Annotated in this window: 18 protein-coding genes and 1 pseudogene; 6 read left to right on the forward strand and 13 right to left on the reverse strand. The window is 57.6% G+C overall.

Annotated features, from left to right (window positions below; translation table 11 throughout):
• The 3 genes and pseudogenes from B7364_RS18025 to purD all read right to left on the reverse strand — a co-directional run.
• Window positions 1–234: pseudogene (locus B7364_RS18025) on the reverse strand (hypothetical protein); the annotation flags it as partial.
• A 151-nt stretch (window positions 235–385) separates the two neighbouring features.
• Window positions 386–1,459: a phosphotransferase family protein gene (locus tag B7364_RS11975; RefSeq protein ID WP_085340274.1), complete on the reverse strand. Its 1,074-nt coding sequence runs from the start codon at window positions 1,457–1,459 to the stop codon at window positions 386–388.
• A 109-nt stretch (window positions 1,460–1,568) separates the two neighbouring features.
• Window positions 1,569–2,849 (reverse strand): phosphoribosylamine--glycine ligase, encoded by a 1,281-nt coding sequence (gene purD / locus B7364_RS11980; protein WP_085340275.1) that lies wholly within the window; start codon window positions 2,847–2,849, stop codon window positions 1,569–1,571.
• Window positions 2,850–3,129: 280 nt separating this feature from the next.
• Here purD and B7364_RS18275 point away from each other — a divergent pair, with 280 nt between their 5' ends.
• From B7364_RS18275 to B7364_RS12000, 4 genes are read left to right on the forward strand one after another with little or no spacing between them, the layout of a single operon-like run.
• Complete coding sequence (locus B7364_RS18275) at window positions 3,130–4,533, forward strand: hypothetical protein (protein ID WP_157893672.1); 1,404 nt, start codon at window positions 3,130–3,132, stop codon at window positions 4,531–4,533.
• A gap of 43 nt (window positions 4,534–4,576) precedes the next feature.
• Window positions 4,577–4,963 (forward strand): fluoride efflux transporter CrcB, encoded by a 387-nt coding sequence (gene crcB / locus B7364_RS11990; protein WP_085340277.1) that lies wholly within the window; start codon window positions 4,577–4,579, stop codon window positions 4,961–4,963.
• 9 nt (window positions 4,964–4,972) lie between these two features.
• Window positions 4,973–5,983, forward strand: coding sequence for an RluA family pseudouridine synthase (locus tag B7364_RS11995; RefSeq protein WP_085340278.1), 1,011 nt, complete (start codon window positions 4,973–4,975; stop codon window positions 5,981–5,983).
• The gene (locus tag B7364_RS12000) at window positions 5,980–6,651 is read left to right on the forward strand and encodes an HAD-IA family hydrolase (protein ID WP_085340279.1); all 672 of its coding nucleotides are present in this window, start codon (window positions 5,980–5,982) and stop codon (window positions 6,649–6,651) included. Before B7364_RS11995 ends, B7364_RS12000 begins: the two co-directional genes overlap by 4 nt.
• On the opposite strand, the gene B7364_RS12005 is transcribed toward B7364_RS12000, so the two are convergent.
• Window positions 6,648–7,442 carry an ion transporter gene (locus B7364_RS12005; protein WP_085340280.1) on the reverse strand — a complete coding sequence of 265 codons (795 nt, stop codon included), beginning with the start codon at window positions 7,440–7,442 and terminating at the stop codon, window positions 6,648–6,650. The genes B7364_RS12000 and B7364_RS12005 overlap by 4 nt on opposite strands.
• Before the next feature lie 152 nt (window positions 7,443–7,594).
• Between B7364_RS12005 and B7364_RS12010 the strand changes: the two genes are divergently transcribed.
• A complete protein-coding gene (locus tag B7364_RS12010) occupies window positions 7,595–8,302 on the forward strand; it encodes an ATP12 family chaperone protein (RefSeq protein ID WP_157893673.1) in 708 nt (235 codons plus the stop codon).
• Window positions 8,303–8,312: 10 nt separating this feature from the next.
• On the opposite strand, the gene recG is transcribed toward B7364_RS12010, so the two are convergent.
• Both recG and B7364_RS12020 read right to left on the reverse strand, forming a co-directional pair.
• Complete coding sequence (gene recG, locus B7364_RS12015; RefSeq protein ID WP_232780897.1) at window positions 8,313–10,403, reverse strand: ATP-dependent DNA helicase RecG; 2,091 nt, start codon at window positions 10,401–10,403, stop codon at window positions 8,313–8,315.
• Between the two features lie 26 nt (window positions 10,404–10,429).
• Complete coding sequence (locus B7364_RS12020; protein WP_085340282.1) at window positions 10,430–11,326, reverse strand: acyl-CoA thioesterase; 897 nt, start codon at window positions 11,324–11,326, stop codon at window positions 10,430–10,432.
• Window positions 11,327–11,606: 280 nt separating this feature from the next.
• Here B7364_RS12020 and B7364_RS12025 point away from each other — a divergent pair, with 280 nt between their 5' ends.
• Window positions 11,607–11,960, forward strand: coding sequence for an MGMT family protein (locus B7364_RS12025; protein ID WP_085340283.1), 354 nt, complete (start codon window positions 11,607–11,609; stop codon window positions 11,958–11,960).
• Here B7364_RS12025 and B7364_RS12030 read toward each other — a convergent pair.
• The 7 genes from B7364_RS12030 to rpsM form a co-directional block, all read right to left on the reverse strand.
• Window positions 11,928–13,247, reverse strand: a complete 1,320-nt coding sequence (locus tag B7364_RS12030; protein ID WP_085340284.1) for a replication-associated recombination protein A — start codon at window positions 13,245–13,247, stop codon at window positions 11,928–11,930. The genes B7364_RS12025 and B7364_RS12030 overlap by 33 nt on opposite strands.
• Window positions 13,244–14,674 carry a Do family serine endopeptidase gene (locus tag B7364_RS12035; protein ID WP_085340329.1) on the reverse strand — a complete coding sequence of 477 codons (1,431 nt, stop codon included), beginning with the start codon at window positions 14,672–14,674 and terminating at the stop codon, window positions 13,244–13,246. Before B7364_RS12035 ends, B7364_RS12030 begins: the two co-directional genes overlap by 4 nt.
• A 121-nt stretch (window positions 14,675–14,795) precedes the next feature.
• Window positions 14,796–15,335 carry a pseudouridine synthase gene (locus B7364_RS12040; protein WP_085340285.1) on the reverse strand — a complete coding sequence of 180 codons (540 nt, stop codon included), beginning with the start codon at window positions 15,333–15,335 and terminating at the stop codon, window positions 14,796–14,798.
• A gap of 174 nt (window positions 15,336–15,509) precedes the next feature.
• Entirely contained in the window at window positions 15,510–15,914 is a 405-nt protein-coding gene (rplQ, locus tag B7364_RS12045; protein WP_085340286.1) for a 50S ribosomal protein L17, read from the reverse strand.
• Window positions 15,915–15,958: 44 nt separating this feature from the next.
• Entirely contained in the window at window positions 15,959–16,975 is a 1,017-nt protein-coding gene (locus tag B7364_RS12050) for a DNA-directed RNA polymerase subunit alpha (protein ID WP_085340330.1), read from the reverse strand.
• Between the two features lie 94 nt (window positions 16,976–17,069).
• Window positions 17,070–17,459: a 30S ribosomal protein S11 gene (gene rpsK, locus B7364_RS12055; RefSeq protein WP_085340287.1), complete on the reverse strand. Its 390-nt coding sequence runs from the start codon at window positions 17,457–17,459 to the stop codon at window positions 17,070–17,072.
• A gap of 54 nt (window positions 17,460–17,513) precedes the next feature.
• Window positions 17,514–17,891 (reverse strand): 30S ribosomal protein S13, encoded by a 378-nt coding sequence (gene rpsM / locus B7364_RS12060; protein WP_085340288.1) that lies wholly within the window; start codon window positions 17,889–17,891, stop codon window positions 17,514–17,516.
• Window positions 17,892–17,949 lie beyond the last annotated feature (58 nt).

Here is a 17,949-nt window from a genome sequence, read left to right on the forward strand (position 1 = left end):
GATCAGCGCATCGCCGAAATCACAGTTATTGCGGGTGTCCAAGTCAATCGGTTCGGTTTGTAGCGTCGATAGCGCACGGTCCGAGCGATCCGCAGTCGATAGCCGGAACATGCCCAGTCCATTGAGAATGCTTGTGAAAATGGATCGGACATGGGTATGGTCATCCACCAACAAGATACGCTTGTTGGCAAAGTCCTGCGCCCTTGATTCAGTCAATTTTCGGACAGACGACATCACACACCCAAATTACATTGGGCGGAAGGCTAAATCCCATTCAATAAAATAAGGTTTAACCAGATGACGAAAACTTGAAATTCTTGCCATTCAATGGTCAAATATAACAGATACTGGCAAGTAGACTTACCGCAATCTGAATGCCGAAATCTTAGGGCGTCATGCCCGCCTTGAGCGCAAAGTCATAAGCGGCCAAGGCCAAAGGCCTTACGCGATCTGCATTATCTTGGGCATGGGCACTCGCGGCTGTCCCGTCACGAACCCGACCGACAATGCCCTGAATGATCCCCGCAAGACGGAACATATTATAGGCAAAATACCAGTCGATATTCTCGATGCCCTTGCGGCCAGTTCCCTGACAATAAAGCTCAATATAGCGCTCCATCGAAGGGATACCCAGCGCTTCAAGGTCAAGTCCGGCAAGCCCTGAACGCTGGCCGGATGGCATAACCCAATTCATCAAATGATATGTGAAGTCGCCCAAGGGATCACCCAAAGTCGACAATTCCCAATCCAACACCGCCAAAACCCGCGGTTCAGTCGGATGCAGGATCATATTATCAAGACGAAAATCGCCATGCACAATGCTGGTGGTCTCACCATCGGGCACACTGGTCGGCAACCACTCAATCAAACGGTCCATTTCGGGGATTTTGACGGTTTCCGACAGCTGATATTGCTTGGTCCAGCGGCTGATCTGGCGGGCAAAATAAGACCCTGCTTTGCCAAAGTCTTCTAAGCCCACGGCCTTGTAATCGGTCGCGTGCAGGGCCGCTAAGGTAGCAATCTTAGCCTCATAAATCGCCGTCCGCTCCTTTGGGCTGCTATCGGGCAAAGAGCCGTCCCACAAAATGCGGCCATCGACTGAATCCATAATGTAGAAAATCGTGCCAATCACGCTTTCATCCATGCACAAACCAAATGGCTTGGCGACAGGAAAGCCCGTGGGATAAAGCGCTGAAATCACCCGAAACTCACGGTCCACCGCATGAGCAGACGGCAAGAGTTTGCCCGGTGGCTTCCGCCGCAACACATAATTCTGCTTAGGCGTGACGATCTGATAGGTAGGGTTCGATTGACCGCCCTTGAATTGGCGAATTTCCATCGGTCCAGAAAAGCCGTCGACATGGGCTTGCATCCAAGCGTGAAGCGTCGCCTCATCCAATTTATAGCGCGGATCAACGGGCTTGGTGCCACTGAAGATTTCTGATTCAGCGTCGCTCATGATGATGGCTCCCTAAGTCATTTTTGTTGTTCTGACGAACTTTAACCTGCTTGCTACACAGGGGAAGGCTTTTTTCCAGCCCCAAACCCTTCTGCATATGCTTCTGCCCCTACCGATCACGATTGAGTTCGCGCCAGCCAATATCGCGGCGATGAAACCCCATCGGCCAATCGATCGCGTCTACGACCTGATAAGCGCTATCGACGGCCTGCTGCAGCGTGGGGCCAAGTCCGATGGCATTGAGAACCCGCCCGCCTGCGGCGCGCAATTTGCCATCCTCATCGCGCCGCGTTCCTGCATGCAGCAAGACCCCGTTCGCAACCGCCTTTGCGCCCATTTCGCCGCGGATTTCAGAGCCCTTGATCGGGTCATCTGGATAGCCTTGTGCCGCCATCACCACCAAAGCCGCGGTCTGGTCTGCTAGGCGGAAGGACGGGGCTGACTCGAGCTTGCCCTGTGCGCAGGCCATCAAAAGGCGCGCCAAATCGCCTTCAAAACGGGCCATCAGAACCTGACACTCTGGATCGCCAAAGCGCGCATTATATTCCACAAGCTTTGGCCCCGTTGGTGTCAACATCAGCCCGGCATATAGCACACCGCAAAACGGCATGCCGAGCTTGGTCATGGCTACAAGGGTCGGCTCAATGAAACGGGCCATAATGTCTTGCACGAAGGCCGGCGTCGCATGACGGGTCGGCGAATAGGCACCCATCCCGCCAGTATTGGGTCCGCGCTCGCCATCAAAGGCGCGCTTATGGTCTTGGGCAGAACCCAGATAAATCGCGTTCTTCCCATCACAGAGGGCAAAGAAAGAGACTTCTTCGCCGGTCATGAATTCTTCAATAACCACACGCGTACCAGCACTGCCAAACCGGCCGTCAAACATCTCGTGGATGGCCTCCTTGGCGCTGAGCCCGTCGGGGGCAATGACAACCCCTTTGCCGGCGGCCAAACCATCAGCTTTGATCACATAGGGAGCTTCTATGGTGTCGAGATAGGCCATAGCGGTTTCAGCGGACTCGAAAGTCGCAAAGGCAGCCGTGGGAATACCTTTTGCTTCGCAGAGGGTCTTGGTGAAGGCCTTAGAGCTTTCCAATTGCGCCGCGGCTTTGGATGGACCAAAGCAGGCAATATTCTTTTGAGCCAGCGCATCGGCGATCCCCGCGGCAAGGGCCGCTTCTGGACCCACCACCACCAGATCGATCCGTTCGTTCACGGCAAGATTTACCAGCGCGGGAACATCTTCAGCGCCAATTGGGGTCATGCGGGTGATTTCCGCAATACCGGGATTGCCGGGCGCAACCAGCAAAAAAGTCACCGAAGGGCTGTTACTTAGGGCCAAAGCGAGAGCATGTTCCCGCCCTCCAGAACCTACCAGCAATACACGCATCTTTTCCCCCTGCCCGTCGCTTGTCTGGGCTAGGCAGTAAGACCGATTTGGTCAAGATCGTAGCCCGCTTCTGGCACCCAGCTTTGCAGCATTCGCGCATGATCCAACCCGCCTTTGCCTTTAATCGGTCCTGTTTTGTCCGTAAGGGACAAGTTAGCGGCCACGAGCTGTGATTTCGCTCATGATACGTGAACGATTTGACGCTAAATGGCCTGTGACAGACCAATCGCCTTTGCCAAAAATCTCAGGCAATTGTGGGAAGCCAAATCGAGGGAACAGCTTGCGTACCAACGATCTCGGACCAATTGTGATTTCAGATTTGGGGCCCTCGCGTCCCCATTTCTGGACAATCGCGACAGTTGGGACAGTTCACTTGGTGCTTTCGGCCCTGCTTCTGACCGCAACAGGGCCAATCCTTGAACCCAATTTGCTGGAAAATGTTGAGATCGTCACACTGCCGCAAACGAGCTCAGTTGCACCAGAAACGCCAACGCCCCTAGAGGCCAACCCTGCCCCAGTGGTGCCACTGCCTGACCAGCCTCAACAACGGATCGAGACGCCGGTAGAGGCTCCCCCTACCCCGCCAGCCGTCGAACAGGCAGCCGCACCACCGGTTCCGACCCCGCCCGCACCCCCGCCGCCAGCCCAAGCTAAGCAAGTCGCGCCCGAAGTGCCCAAGGCACCGGCAGTTCTGTCACAAGCCAATAATCCGAAGCCAGATATCGCGCCCGTGCCCGCAGAAGAGGCCGCGCCAATTCCGTTTAAGCCAATCCCTGCGCCACTTCCAAAGCCGGTGACCTTAAGGCCAGCGGCACCAGTATTGACCCAGCCGTCGGCAGAGGCGTTGCAGCTGAAAGGACAAAGGTTGAAGGCGACCACTGTGCCCGCTGTGCAAGCGCCCGAAAATCTGCGGGTACCGGATGCCGTGGAAGAGGAGGAGCCGCCGCCCTTCCAGCCTGCCCCAATTCCAAGCCTCGCGCCGGCCACTGCGCCCAATTTACGTCCCTTACCGAACCGCCCGATTACAGCCTCGCCAACCCAAGCTGCCCCCTTGGCTTTACCAAAATCGGCTGTGGCGCTGCCAAAGGTTCAAGTGCCGCAGATTAATATGTCTGACCTGCGGGTGCCGGAAGAACAAGCGGTTGCAGCTTCTGCGGGTGGCAATGCGGCAGCAGCCGGTAGCGCGGCCGGTGGTGGTGGTGCGACACAGGCCAGCGCGCAGGCAGGGGCAGGAAGTTCGGGCGGGGTGACGTCGCTGGGCGGCTCGTTTGCTGGTGGGAGTGGTATGCCTGCCAGTGGCGGCGGTGGCCAGGCTGGATCCCAAGCCGCAAGCGGGCCGGGCGGGCCAAGCGGTGTCTTGCCACGCAGGCCCGGCGGAGCCGGGGTAAAAACCGAATTCCCGACCGGCGTCGGCGGCAGTTTGCTTGCCAAAATGGCCCGTACTGGCGAATGCGCGCAAATCAATCGCCAGCGCGACGGCAAGTGCCCAGATTGGGACCCGATTGAAGGTCGCTCGCCACGAGAGGCAAAACCCATGCCTGTGCCTGTGCCGAAAGATGCAGCACCTGGCCGCTATCCACTGGGGACTAATCCGCTGCCGCTGTGTAAGCCCGGTACGCCTCAAGCCCAGTATGGCTTGTCATGCTTACCGCGTGATGATGGCCCCGGCATTCCAAAACAATAATCCAAAGCTTGTTTTTTGCTCCGCACCAGAAGCATAAAGGGGGATGATGCAAGCTTTATTGGTTTTTCTCGGTGGGGGTCTGGGCGCTGTTGGCCGCTGGCTAGTTGGACTGGCCGCCGCGCGCTGGCTGGGCACTGCGTGGCCTTGGGGCACTTTGGGCGTCAATATTCTTGGCAGTTTTGCCATGGGCCTTGTGATGGCCCATCTCATACGGGGTGGCACCATAAGTGCGGGGGCAGAGAATTGGCGGCTATTTCTGGCCACCGGCATTTTGGGCGGCTTTACGACATTTTCGGCCTTCTCTCTTGAAAGCGCCCGCATGATCGAAAGCGGCCAGTGGGGCCAAGCGGGCCTTTATGGCTTAACCTCTGTTGTGATCTCGATTGCCGCCCTGTTTGCAGGCATGGCACTTGGGCGGCTTAACGGGTAAGAGAGCGCCATGTCGTCTCCCATCACCCTCCCCGTTCGCGAAACCGACGGCGAAGTTCGCCTCGATCGGTTCCTGCGCCGCAAGTTTACCACCCTCACCCAAGGGCGGATTGAACAAATGATCCGCAAGGGTCAGATCCGCATTGATGGCGTGCGCGCCAAAAAGGCAGGCGATCGCCTAAGCCCGGGTATGGATGTCACCGCGCCCCAGGAAATCGTCATTCCAGAGAAAAAGGATGATGGCGTTATCCGCGTTCGCCTTAGCCCTGAGGATGAACGATGGCTGCGCGACATGGTTATTCATGAGGATGAAGACGTCATTGTCTTGAACAAGCCACCGGGCATTGCCGTCCAAGGCGGGACCGGCATGACCAAACATCTCGACAAAATGATGGAAATCTTCGCTGTGGATGAGCATGGCAAGCCAAAGCTCTGCCATCGTTTGGATAAGGATACGTCGGGCGTTTTGATTTTCGGCCGCAATCCCGCTGCCACGGCCCAATTATCAAAGGCCTTCGCAGGGCGTAAAACCACCAAAGTCTATTGGGCCATCTGCCTTGGCACACCCCACCCGTTGTCAGGGGAAGTACGCGGCTGGATGATTAAAGCTGGCAGCGCCAAGAACCCGGATAATGAGTTGATGCGCCGCGCGGCCCATGGTGAGCCAAATGCGGTGTTCGCCATCACCGATTATCACGTTATCTCAAATGCTGGCACGAAAGCCTCTTGGGTTGCCTTAAAGCCCGTGACCGGCCGTACCCACCAATTACGCTTTCACATGGCCGAAATGGGCTATGCCATTGCGGGTGACCCAAAATATGTGTGTGACCGTGAACCCATTGGTGGCTTAAGCGAGCAATTGCATCTTCATGCCCGCGCCATCCGCATCCCACATCCAAAAGGCGGGATTTTGAGCGTGACGGCAGACTTACCCCCCCATATGCTAAAGGCCTTTGATGCCCTTGGCTTCCAACAATTTGAAGGTCGCGATCCGTTTGAACACTTCCGGGTAGACGCGTGACCTTTCGCTTCGCGGTCTTTGATATTGATGGCACTCTGGTCGACAGCCGTGCCATCATAACCGCTTGTATGGACAGGGCCTTTATCGGCGCTGGCCTCGCCCCACCGGGGTTTGAACGGACCCGGCGGGTGATTGGGTTGTCTTTGGCTGTCGGTCTGGAACAACTGGCACCTCAGGCCGATGATGGGCTGCGCACTCTGATCCTCGAAAGCTATCGCACCGCCTTTTTTCAGATGCGGCAGGACCCGGCTTTCCATTCTCCCGCCTATGAGGGGGCCGATGCGCTATTACGCAGCTTGCTGGCGGATAACTGGGTCTTAGGCATTGCTACAGGCAAATCGCGGCGCGGGTTGGATGCGATGCTGGAACAGCACGCATGGGCCGATCTGTTCCAAGCCCATTTCTGTGCCGATGACGGTCCGGGCAAACCGCACCCCCATATGGTACTGGAAAACATGCGCGTTGTTGGAGCCAAGCCTGGACAGACCTTGGTGATTGGCGACAGCGAGCATGACATGGCCATGGCCGTCGCAGCAGGTACCCCTGCGATTGGCGTCTCATGGGGCTTTGGCACAACGGAGGAAATGCGCGCTGCCGGAGCCCTATGTGTAGCCCATACGATGGAGGAGTTGGAAGAGGCCCTAAAAGGGCATCAACTCTTGGCCTAGGAGCGCTTGATTATCTCACGCAGGGCTTCAACTTCGCCTCGTAACGCCCTCATTTCATTCAGTAATGCCTCTTCACGAGCTTGCGCGGTCAGCGCCGCAGAGGCCACCACATCTTGGGCTTCATCCTGCATGGCCCCGACGACGACCCCGATAAACAGGTTCAATACGACAAAGGCGCTAAACAGAATGAAGGGCAAAAAGAACAACATCGCATAGGGATGATTCTCCAAGACGGGCTTCACGATCTCGCCCGACCAGCCGTCTAGCGTCATCAGCTGGAACAAAGTGTAAAGGCTGCGGCCTAGATCGCCAAAAGCTTCAGGCTCGGTTGCCGAAAACAACTTTGTAGCCATCACACCACTGACATAAAAAACCAGCACCAAAAGCACGATGATCGAGCCCATGCCGGGCAAGGCCGATAGCATCGCCCCAACCACACGCTTTAAGCTTGGGATAATGGTGATGAGACGCAAAACCCGCAGGACACGCAGCGCGCGCAGTACGCTCAAAGGTCCAGACGCAGGCACAAGGGCAATCGCGATGATGATGAAATCAAAGAGGTTCCATCCTGATTTGAAAAACCCGCCGCGATAAACCATGAGCTTCAGACCAAGCTCTGCCACAAAAACGCTCAACAAAGCCTGATCCAGCCCGATCAGAACCGGGCCCCAACTCGCCATGATTGCGGGGGATGTCTCCAGACCCAAAATGACCGCATTGATCAGAATAAGGGCTGTGATCACCCATTCAAACAAACGGGACTCAAGAATGGACTGAAGCTTAGCAATCATGGGGAGGTTCCTTGAGCGCTCGCATTGGCGTGAAGGAGCCGCTGCGGTCAAGGCGTGGGGCGTTCAGGAATTTGTGATCTAGCTGACGGGTCAGGTCGAACTCTGCCGCTGCTTGCTAGTCAGTCTGCGTCAAACACAGTATGGGACCGGCCATGAAGACCCCAAACCTCTCCCGCCGCTTTTATAAGTCCGTTGACATTGCCCCAGTGGAGACTGGCTTTGCTGTCCGTCTCGACCAAGCTACGCCCAAAACGCCGGCAAAAAAGCCATTGGTCTTGCCGACGGAGGCTGCGGCCCGCTTGGTAGCTGCCGAATGGGATGCGCAGAGCGAAACGATTGACCCCTTTGCCATGCCCGTAACACGGCTGGTCAATGTCGCTTTGGACCGGGCCGCCGAAACCCGACACGCCATGGTAGGTGAAGTCGTCAAATATGCGGGTACAGACCTCGTTTGTTATCGCGCCACAACCCCTGCCAGCCTTGTTGCCGCCCAAGAGGCAGCTTGGGACCCACTCCTTCACTGGGCAGAGGCGCACTTGGGCGTTCAACTTGTCACCACCACACAAGCCCTTGCCATAGAACAACCCAGAGAGGCGCTTGCCCGCGTTGAAGAAGCGGCGCAAGCCTTAGATGACCTGCGCCTCACCGCGCTGGCCTTTGCCAACGGGCTCGCAGGTTCTGCCATTGTCGCCCTTGCCCTCATCCACCGTCATATTGACGGGGAAACCGCCTTCCGCGCGATCCGGGTGGAGGAGGATTGGCAGGCTGAACGCTGGGGCCGCGACCCGGATGAAGAAAAAATCGCCAATGCGCGCCGCGTCGATTTGATTGCCGCTGAAAGGCTCGTCTCAGCGTTATAGCCCTAACGCCTCACCCCGTCCCCAAAAATGTCTCAGGATCAACTTGGTCGAAAAGATGCAGGGCCAAGCGGGCGGCGAGGCCGCGCGGGCTCGACAATGTGGGATCAGCTTCGACGAGGACTCGCGCATCGCGCTGTGCCACAGCCAACAAGTCTGCGTGCAGCGCCGCATCAGCCAATTTGAAGGCGGGGATACCCGATTGGCGAAGGCCCAAGAGATCACCCCCACCGCGCAGCTTAAAATCTTCTTCGGCTATGGCAAAGCCGTCCTCGGTCTCACGCAATTTCGAAATCCGCCGTGCGCCCATTTCGCTCAAGGGGTTGGCATAGAGCAACAGGCAATGGCCGGGCTTCCCGCCCCGCCCGACACGGCCCCGAAGCTGGTGCAATTGGGCCAAACCAAAGCGCTCGGCATGTTCGATCACCATGACACTCGCCTCAGGCACATCAACGCCGACCTCGATCACGGTGGTGGCCACCAGAATCTTCGCCATGCCGGTTCGAAAATCCTCCATGGCCTCATCTTTTTCCTTCGACGTCATCCGACCATGGATCAGGCGCACGCTGTCGCCAAACATGGCTTGCAAGTCTTGGAACCGCTCGCTCGCCGCCGACACATCGACCTTGTCGCTCTCCTCCACCAGGGGGCAGACCCAGAAGACGCGATCATCTTTTTCAATCGCACGCTGGGCAGCTTCTGCCACTTCATCCAGACGGTCGAGCGACATCGCAATCGTCTTAATTGGCGCGCGGCCCGGCGGCTTTTCGTCCAAACGGCTGACATCTAGGTCGCCATAGACGGCCATAGCCAAGGTACGCGGGATGGGCGTCGCGCTCATGGCCAGCACATGGGGCGCAAAGCCCTTGTCGATCAAACGCCTGCGGTCGGCCACGCCAAAGCGGTGTTGCTCATCGACGATAACAAGGCCCAATTGCTGAAACACAACCCCTTGTTGAAACAAGGCATGCGTGCCGCACACAGCATGAACCGCCCCCGTGGCGAGGCCGTCTAATACCATACGCTTATGGCTCGCCTTATCCTTACCCGTCAGAACTTCGAGGCGTAGGCCGATTTTGGCCATCAGCGGGGCAAGGCCCGTATAATGTTGGCGTGCAAGGATTTCGGTCGGGGCCATCAAGGCCGATTGCATCTGGGCCTCTGCCGCGCGCGCCATCGACCACGCAGCGACCAAAGTCTTGCCCGCACCGACATCGCCTTGCAGCAAGCGCAACATCGGTGTTGCTGCGGCCATATCAGTCCCGATTTCCGCAAAGGCGCGGCTCTGCGCATGTGTTGGCTGATACGGCAAGGCAGCTACAAGCGCGTCTGTATAGGCTCCGGTACCAACAATCGCGCGGCCCGGTGTACGTCGTCTGGCTGCCCCCGACAGCTGGAGGGCAATTTGGCGGGCGAATAATTCGTCATAGGCCAGCCTGCGGCGCGCCGGTGTACTGGGCAGAATTTCATCCTCGCCATCGGGGGCATGGGCGCGCATCAAGGCTGCGCCAAAGCTTTGCCAGCCTTCGCGCGCCACCAGCGCTGGATCGGCCCATTCGGCCAGGCCCTCGGCCTTTTGGGCCGCAGCGCCACAAATGCGCGCTAATGTGCGATGTGAGAGGCCCGCAACGCTGCGATAAACGGGCTCAAACACCACGCCCAAATCAGGATCATCCAAATTCAGAATACGCGATGGATGGATCATCTGCCGCTCGCCATAGCGCTCCGTAACTTCGCCCGACACCACCCGCATCGCTCCTTCGGGCAAGCGCTCTGCCAAATAGCGCGCATGAGGCTTGAAAAAGAGGAGCGACAAGAAGCCCGTATCATCAGATACGTGGACCTTGTAGGGTCGGCCCATGGCACCGGGTTGATGACGCTCTACCATCACTTCCAACGTGCACAGCCGCCCTAATTCAGCTTCGTGTATCTTTGGCCGATAGCGCCGGTCGACCAACCCAGTCGGCAGATGAAACGCTAGATCACGGACCAACTCCCCCCCAGCCGCTTTGGCCGCCAAAGGCGCAATCTTCGGCCCTACGCCAGGTAGGGTCGTTAAAGGGGCAAAGAGGGCAAACAGGCTTTCAGGACGCATGATGCCCATTGTTTAGCCGAGCTTGGGTCGTCGCGTCACGCGCCACTTTTGGCTTTCATCACCCGGATCAAGCCTTCTTGCGCGACGCTGGCCACCAAGCGCCCATCACGTGTGAAGATTTTGCCGCGGTTCATGCCACGCCCACGCCCAGCCCATGGGCTGTCGGTGCAGTAAAGCAGCCAGTCATCAGCACGGAAATCATCGTGAATCCAAACGGCATGATCCAGGCTTGCCGTCATCAACTCGCCCCGCATCCAGCTCAGCCCGTGTGGGCGGGCGCAGGTGCCCAGAAGCTGCATATCGGTCGCATAGGCCAGTACCGCGCGGTGAATCTGTGGATCATCCCCCAAAGGCGCGACAGCGCGGAACCACGAGTTTTGTACCGGCGGCAGTTTTTCCGCCCTAAGCCAAGCGGCAGGGTCGAGCGAGCGAAACTCAATCGGGCGGGGCGTCATAAAAAAGGGGCGGAATTTCTCAGGCACTAAATCAATCGACTTCTGCCGCCATTCCATTTCAGACGGTAGAGACTCCGGGTCTGGCATGTCGGGCATTGTGTCTTGATGGCTGAGACCGGGCTCCAGCTTGTGGAACGACGCCGCCATGTTCAAGATTGGCACGCCCTGCTGTTGGGCGATCACACGGCGGGTCGAGAAACTGCCACCATCATAGTCGCGCACAACACGGTAAACCACGGGGAAATCCTCATTCCCCGGCCGCATGAAATAGGCGTGCAAAGAATGAGGCAAGCGGTCAGTATCGGTCGATTTACACGCCGCCATCAAAGCTTGGGCAATGACTTGGCCACCAAACACACGACCCCGGCCGCCTTCCTTGCGGGCGCCGCGATACAGGTCGGTGTCGAGCGTCTCAACATCCAGCAACGTGGTAAGGCTATGGATCAACTGTTCGGGGGAGGGATTTTGCTCAGTCATGCTGTCCAGTTAGGACAATTGCGCCCCTGGGGGAAGTTCGCAAGTGCAGGTGATGGGCGATGTGTCGCGCCAAAGCCCCGCTTTCAAAAAAGCGAAGGAGGGCCGATCTGTCAGTTTATGCACAAGAAGAATTGCTAATCGACTTCACGGCAAGCCATGCTTGGACTGAAGCCTTTCCAGATTATCTTCTTTAAGCCAAGACCTACGCGCGCTTCCCTTGACCGAACCGACTTCCAAAGATGGAATAGGCACATCTTAAACACCGTCCAGAGCCCGCCCCATGTCCAACCCCTCCCCCGCTTTTCAAGCCATGAAACGTGCCTTGTTCGAGCAGCTATCGGCCATTCCACGTGGCAAGATCGTCATGCTCGACCAAATGGCTGTTGCGATGAATATACCCCCGCGCCATGTCGCCTATATGGTGTCGCAATTGAGTGAAGCAGAGCGGGAAATGGTGCCATGGCATCGGCTGGTGCCCTCTGGCTGCACGTTTCCGACCGAGAGCAAACGGTCGCCCCGGCAGATTGAGCAGTTGCGGCTGTTAGCCCATGAAGGGGTTGCCAACCTACTTGCCCATGTAATCCCGCCACCCTTTGACTATTCAACCGTCTTCTGGGCGGATGAGGGTTTGTAGGCGCAGCGCGCGCCAGCCCTCAAGCTTCTCTACAATGCGCGCCTCCGCGCCATGATCGGTCGGCTGGTAAAGGTCTTGCGGACCCATGCGGTCGGGGAAGCCCGATAGGCCTGAAATGCCACCTGGCGCATCTGGATCATAGACATAGCCGACCCCATAGCCCTGTTGCTTCATCAGCGCGGTGGGGGCATTCAAAAAGCGGGCTGGTGGGGGTTCAGAGCCTGTTTGGGCCGCCAAGGCTTGCGCCTTCTTAAAGGCGACATAGGCAGCATTGGATTTCGGTGCACAAGCCAGATGCAAGGTGGCTTGGGCCAGCGCCAACTCCCCCTCGGGTGAGCCCAAAAACTCAAACGCGTCACGGGCTGCAATGGTGACGCGCAGGGCGGTTGGATCGGCAAGGCCAATATCTTCACTGGCCATGCGGACTAAGCGGCGGGCGATGAAGAGCGGGTTCTCGCCCCCATGCAGCATGCGCGCCAACCAATAAAGCGCCGCATCGGGATCACTGGCGCGGACTGACTTATGCAAGGCCGAGATTAGATTATAATGCTCGTCCTTATTCTTGTCATAGGCCGGTGCGCGGCGCTGTAAGAATTGGCTAAGACCTACGCGGTCAAAGGGCTGCTCAAAGGCCGCCTGAAACACTTCTTCCAACAGCGTCAGAAAATGACGGCCATCGCCATCGGCAAAATCCATCAGCGTCTGACGGGCTGGTGCATCCAACGGGGCTGGACGGCCATAATGGGCCTCTGCGCGGGCGAGCAGGGTTTCAAGGTCTGCATCTTCCAACCGCTTGAGCACAAAGACCCGGGCGCGAGACAAAAGCGCGCCATTGATCTCAAAGCTGGGGTTTTCGGTCGTAGCCCCTACCAAAGTCACGGTGCCGGCCTCTACATAGGGCAAAAAGCCGTCTTGCTGGGCGCGGTTAAAGCGGTGGATTTCGTCAACGAATAACAAGGTGCCGCGCCCGGTAGCCCGTAATTGAGCGGCAGCCTCAAACGCTTTTCGCAAATCCGCAACGCCAGAAAAGACCGCAGAGATCGAGGTGAAGGCCAGATCAGAGGCATCGGCCAATAGCCGCGCAAGGCTGGTTTTGCCAACACCGGGTGGCCCCCAGAGGATCATGCTGGACAGCCGCTTTTGCGCCACCATACGGCCAATCGCGCCATCGGGGGCCAACAAATGATCTTGGCCGACAATATCGGCAAGGCTTGTCGGGCGCAGCACATCGGCCAATGGCCGGTTTAAGCCGGCTTCCAGTCCCGAGGCCGCAAACAAATCACTCACAAGAACAGAACCGCCGTGATTTGCTTATCGCCGCGCTGGATCGTGACCCTGCCCTGCTGCCCTCCACGCAGGCGGCTTGCGAGGTCTTGCGACGATTGGATCGGATCCTCATTGATTTGCAGGATGAGATCGCCGGGGCGAAGACCAGCCCGCGCCCCTTCCCTCGCCCCATCAACCGAGGTGACAATCGCGCCCTTGGTAAAAGGATCAATCCCTTGTTCCTCGGCCAAGGCCGGGGTGAGAGTTGCCACGCTCACGCCATCAAAGCTATGCCGCCCTGAAAGAAGACGCGGGGTTTGGGCATCGCCTGGAGGCGCAGACAGCTTGCCACGGCTGGTGCGGACTTGGCCTTGACGTTGGAAGGTAAACTCAACCATCTCGCCGGGCTTGCGGGTCGCAGCTTGATATTTGAGGCCGGAATCATCGGCCACTTGGGTGCCCGCAAAGGCTGTAATCACATCGCCGCGGCGCAGGCCCGCTTCAGCCCCGGCAGAGCCTGGATAGACGTCGGTCACCAAAATGCCACCCGGGCGGCTAAGCCCCAGCGATCTGGCCACTTCAGCATCGACATTCTGCCCCTTAATGCCCGTCCATGCGCGAATGACCTTTCCGTCCGTCACAGCACCATCCACAACGCGCTTGACCATCTCAGCAGGAATGGCAAAGCCCACGCCTGCTGACGTGCCCGAGCGGGAAAAAATCGCCGTATTCACGCCAACCAAATCGCCATTCATATCCACCAGCGCACCGCCCGAATTTCCCGGATTGATCGAAGCATCGGTTTGGATGAAGAAACTATAGTCGGTAATGCCCACATCCGTGCGGGCAAGGGCCGAGATGATGCCGCCTGTCACCGTCTGGCCAACGCCAAATGGGTTGCCAATGGCCAAGACCTGATCGCCGACTTGGGCGGTGCTGGTATCGGCAAAACGCAGCGCGGTCAGTCGTTCGCCCTTGGTATCGATGCGCAGCACTGCAAGGTCGGTACGGGGATCTGTGAGAACGATTTGGGCCGGAAACTCGCGCCGATCGCCCAGTACAACAACCAATTCTGTTGCCCCTTCGACCACGTGATTATTGGTAACGATAATCCCGTCATCGCGCACGACAACGCCTGAACCCTGGCTCTGGCTTGCCCGGTCTGGCATGCGGAAAGCCCCACCAAAGAAGTCAACGGCCACACGGCCCCTTTGAATAGAGCGCGCATAGACGTTGACGACCGCGGAAGAAGACCGCCGCACAATCGGTGCGTATGAGGCAATGGCATCGGCCCGAGTCGCAGGGACAATGCGCGGCTGTGCGGGTGCACTGGCGACGGTTTGTGCAGCAGCCGGGGCCGGGCTTTGGCTGCCCGCGACTTGGGCGATCAAGGGCACGCCCGTAGCCAAGCCAGCGCCCAAAGCTGAAGCGGCGATTAATTTTAACATGCCGACCCGGCCTCCATTGGATGTCTGTTTGTTCATGGCTGTTATGAAGGCACCCTTACTATGAACCGCAAGTGGCTCAATTGTGACAAATCAGTCAGACAAGGCAAGGGCCACACAGAGGTTACAATGGCATATCGCGCCATTGCCCCGGTGCCAGATCGCCTAATGCCCAGTTGCCAATCTGCATCCGCACAAGCCGTAGCGTGGGATGACCAATCGCTGCCGTCATACGCCGCACTTGGCGATTACGGCCCTCGCGGATCGTCAAGCTGATCCAGCAATCGGGGATGGTCTTGCGCACACGGATTGGCGGATCGCGCGGCCACAGCCTTGGCTCATCGAGCCGGGCGACATCGGCAGGCCGGGTTAGCCCGTCGTTCAACATAACCCCTTGGGCGAGGCTCGCCAAAGCTTCCTCTGACGGGATGCCTTCAACCTGCACGAAATAGGTCTTGGGCAGTTTAAACTGGGGGTCGGCTATCCTCGCCTGCAGCTTGCCATCATCTGTCAACAGCAGCAGGCCCTCACTATCGCGGTCAAGGCGGCCGGCGGGATAGACACGTGGCACGTCCACAAAGTCCGCCAAAGTCTGCCGCCCCTCCCCGCCAGAAAACTGGCAGAGGACGTCATAGGGTTTGTTGAACAGGATGAGGCGGGGCATTGGGGGGTTATAGGGTGGGTTTCCGAGATGGGCAAAAGGGGGTGAGCAAGGGCTGCGCTTGTCAAAGCAGGGGCTAAAGTGCGCAGTTCGTGCTGCGCGGTCCTAAGCCCAACACAAAAACAAAAAAGCCGCCCCAGACAGGGCGGCTTTTTAAATCAATAAATGCACGAGGGCTTATTCGTCGCCAGCCACGGGGCCAGAATCTTTGCCCTTGGCGCTGACGTCGCGGTCAACAAACTCAATCACGGCAACGGCGGCATTGTCACCATGGCGGAAGCCCGCTTTCATGATGCGCAAATATCCACCTGCGCGACCGGCATAACGTGGACCGATGACGTCAAACAGCTTCTTGGTTTGGGTCTCATCGCGCATGCGCGATGCAACCAAACGACGCGAAGCCAAGTCACCCTTTTTTGCCAAAGTGACCAAACGCTCCAATACAGGGCGCAATTCCTTTGCCTTTGGCAAGGTGGTCACGATTTGCTCGTGCTTCACCAAGCTGGCGGCCATGTTGGCGAACATGGCAGTGCGGTGTTCATGTGTCCGGTTTAGTTTCCGGTGTCCGTGACCGTGGCGCATTTCTATTTCTCCATCTGGCGACGTCTCGCGACGTTGCGTCTTGATTACATTTGGTCTTCGAACTTCTTGGCGAGTTCGTCGATGTTTTCAGGGGGCCAGTTTGGCGCTTCCATACCCAAATGGAGACCCATTTGCGCGAGGACTTCCTTGATTTCGTTCAAGGACTTGCGGCCGAAGTTTGGCGTGCGCAACATTTCCGCTTCGGTCTTCTGGATCAGATCGCCGATGTAGATGATGTTGTCGTTCTTCAAGCAGTTTGCCGAACGCACCGACAATTCCAATTCTTCCACACGCTTCAACAAAGCTGGGTTGAATGGCAATTCTGGGCGGGTTTCTTCGACTTTCTTGGTCTTGGCTTCTTCGAAGTTGATGAAGACGTCCAATTGGTCCTGAATGATGCGCGCGGCATAAGCAATCGCATCTTCCGGCGTCATGGCGCCATTGGTTTCAACTTCCATGACCAAACGATCATAGTCGAGCACTTGGCCTTCACGGGTGTTTTCCACCTTATAGGCCACCCGCTTCACTGGGCTGTAGAGCGCGTCAACCGCGATCAGACCGATAGGCGCATCTTCAGGACGGTTGGCATCGGCCGTCACATAGCCCTTGCCGTTTTCAACGGTGAATTCCATGCGGATTTCAGCGCCGTCATCGAGCGTGCAGAGCACCTGCTCTGGGTTCAAGATTTCAATGTCGCTACCGGCTTGGATTTCGCCAGCGGTAACTTCGCCAGGGCCTTGCGCGCGCAAAGTCATGCGCTTTGGGCCGTCTGCGTGCATGACCAAAGCCACGCCTTTGATGTTCAACACGATGTCAGTCACGTCTTCACGTACACCGGCGATCGAGGAGAACTCATGGACGACGCCATCAATCTGCACCGAGGTGATGGCCGAACCGCGCAGCGATGACAAAAGCACGCGACGCAGCGCGTTGCCCAAAGTCATCCCGAAACCACGCTCTAATGGCTCTGCGATCAGCTTGGCTTTCCGCGCAGGATCAAAACCATGTTCAATGACCGTCTTATCTGGGCGGATCAACAGCTTCCAATTTTTTTCGAGCACCATGTAATCCTCTATCTAGTCGGGGGCGAAACTTGGTTCGCCAAGTCAATAGTCAACCGAAAGCGGGCCGCATGGGCCCGCTGAAACCGCGCGATTAGACGCGGCGGCGCTTCGGAGGACGGCAGCCGTTGTGCGGAATCGGGGTCACATCGCGAATCGAGCTGATGATGAAACCAACCGACTGCAAGGCGCGCAGCGCGCTCTCGCGACCAGAACCTGGGCCGGACACATTGACTTCGAGGTTACGCACACCGTGCTCAGCCGCTTTGCGGCCTGCATCTTCAGCTGCGACCTGAGCCGCATAAGGCGTGGACTTGCGTGAGCCCTTAAAGCCCATCATGCCAGAGGACGACCATGAAATCGCATTACCCTGAGGGTCTGCGATGGTGATCATCGTGTTGTTAAAGCTAGAGTTCACATGAGCCACCGCGTTTGCGATGTTCTTGCGCTCTTTACGACGGACGCGGGTGGTATCTTTTGCCATTGTGTCGGTTCCAGACGAAAGCCAGCGGGCTCACGCCCGTTGGGGAAAAATAAATTAGCGCTTAACCTGCTTCTTGCCGGCGATCGGCTTAGCAGGGCCCTTGCGGGTGCGGGCGTTGGTGTGGGTACGTTGGCCACGAACGGGCAAGCCACGACGGTGACGGAGACCACGGTAGCAACCAAGGTCCATCAAGCGCTTCACGTTCATCGACACTTCGCGACGCAGGTCGCCTTCGACAACATATTCACGGTCAATGGTTTCACGGATCTGGAGGACTTCAGCGTCCGTCAATTGGTTCACGCGACGCTCAGCCGTGATTCCCACTTTTTCACAGATCTCTTTGGCTTTGGCAGGGCCAACGCCATGAATATATTGCAGCGCGATCAAAACGCGCTTGTTTGTCGGTATGTTGACGCCAGCTATCCGGGCCACTTTGTCTCTCCATTCACAGCCCCACCCCCTTTCGGAGGATCTGCGCCGTGCGGTCAAT

Origin of the sequence: Aquidulcibacter paucihalophilus (assembly GCF_002105465.1) — a bacterium.
GTDB classification, from domain to species: domain Bacteria; phylum Pseudomonadota; class Alphaproteobacteria; order Caulobacterales; family Aquidulcibacteraceae; genus Aquidulcibacter; species Aquidulcibacter paucihalophilus.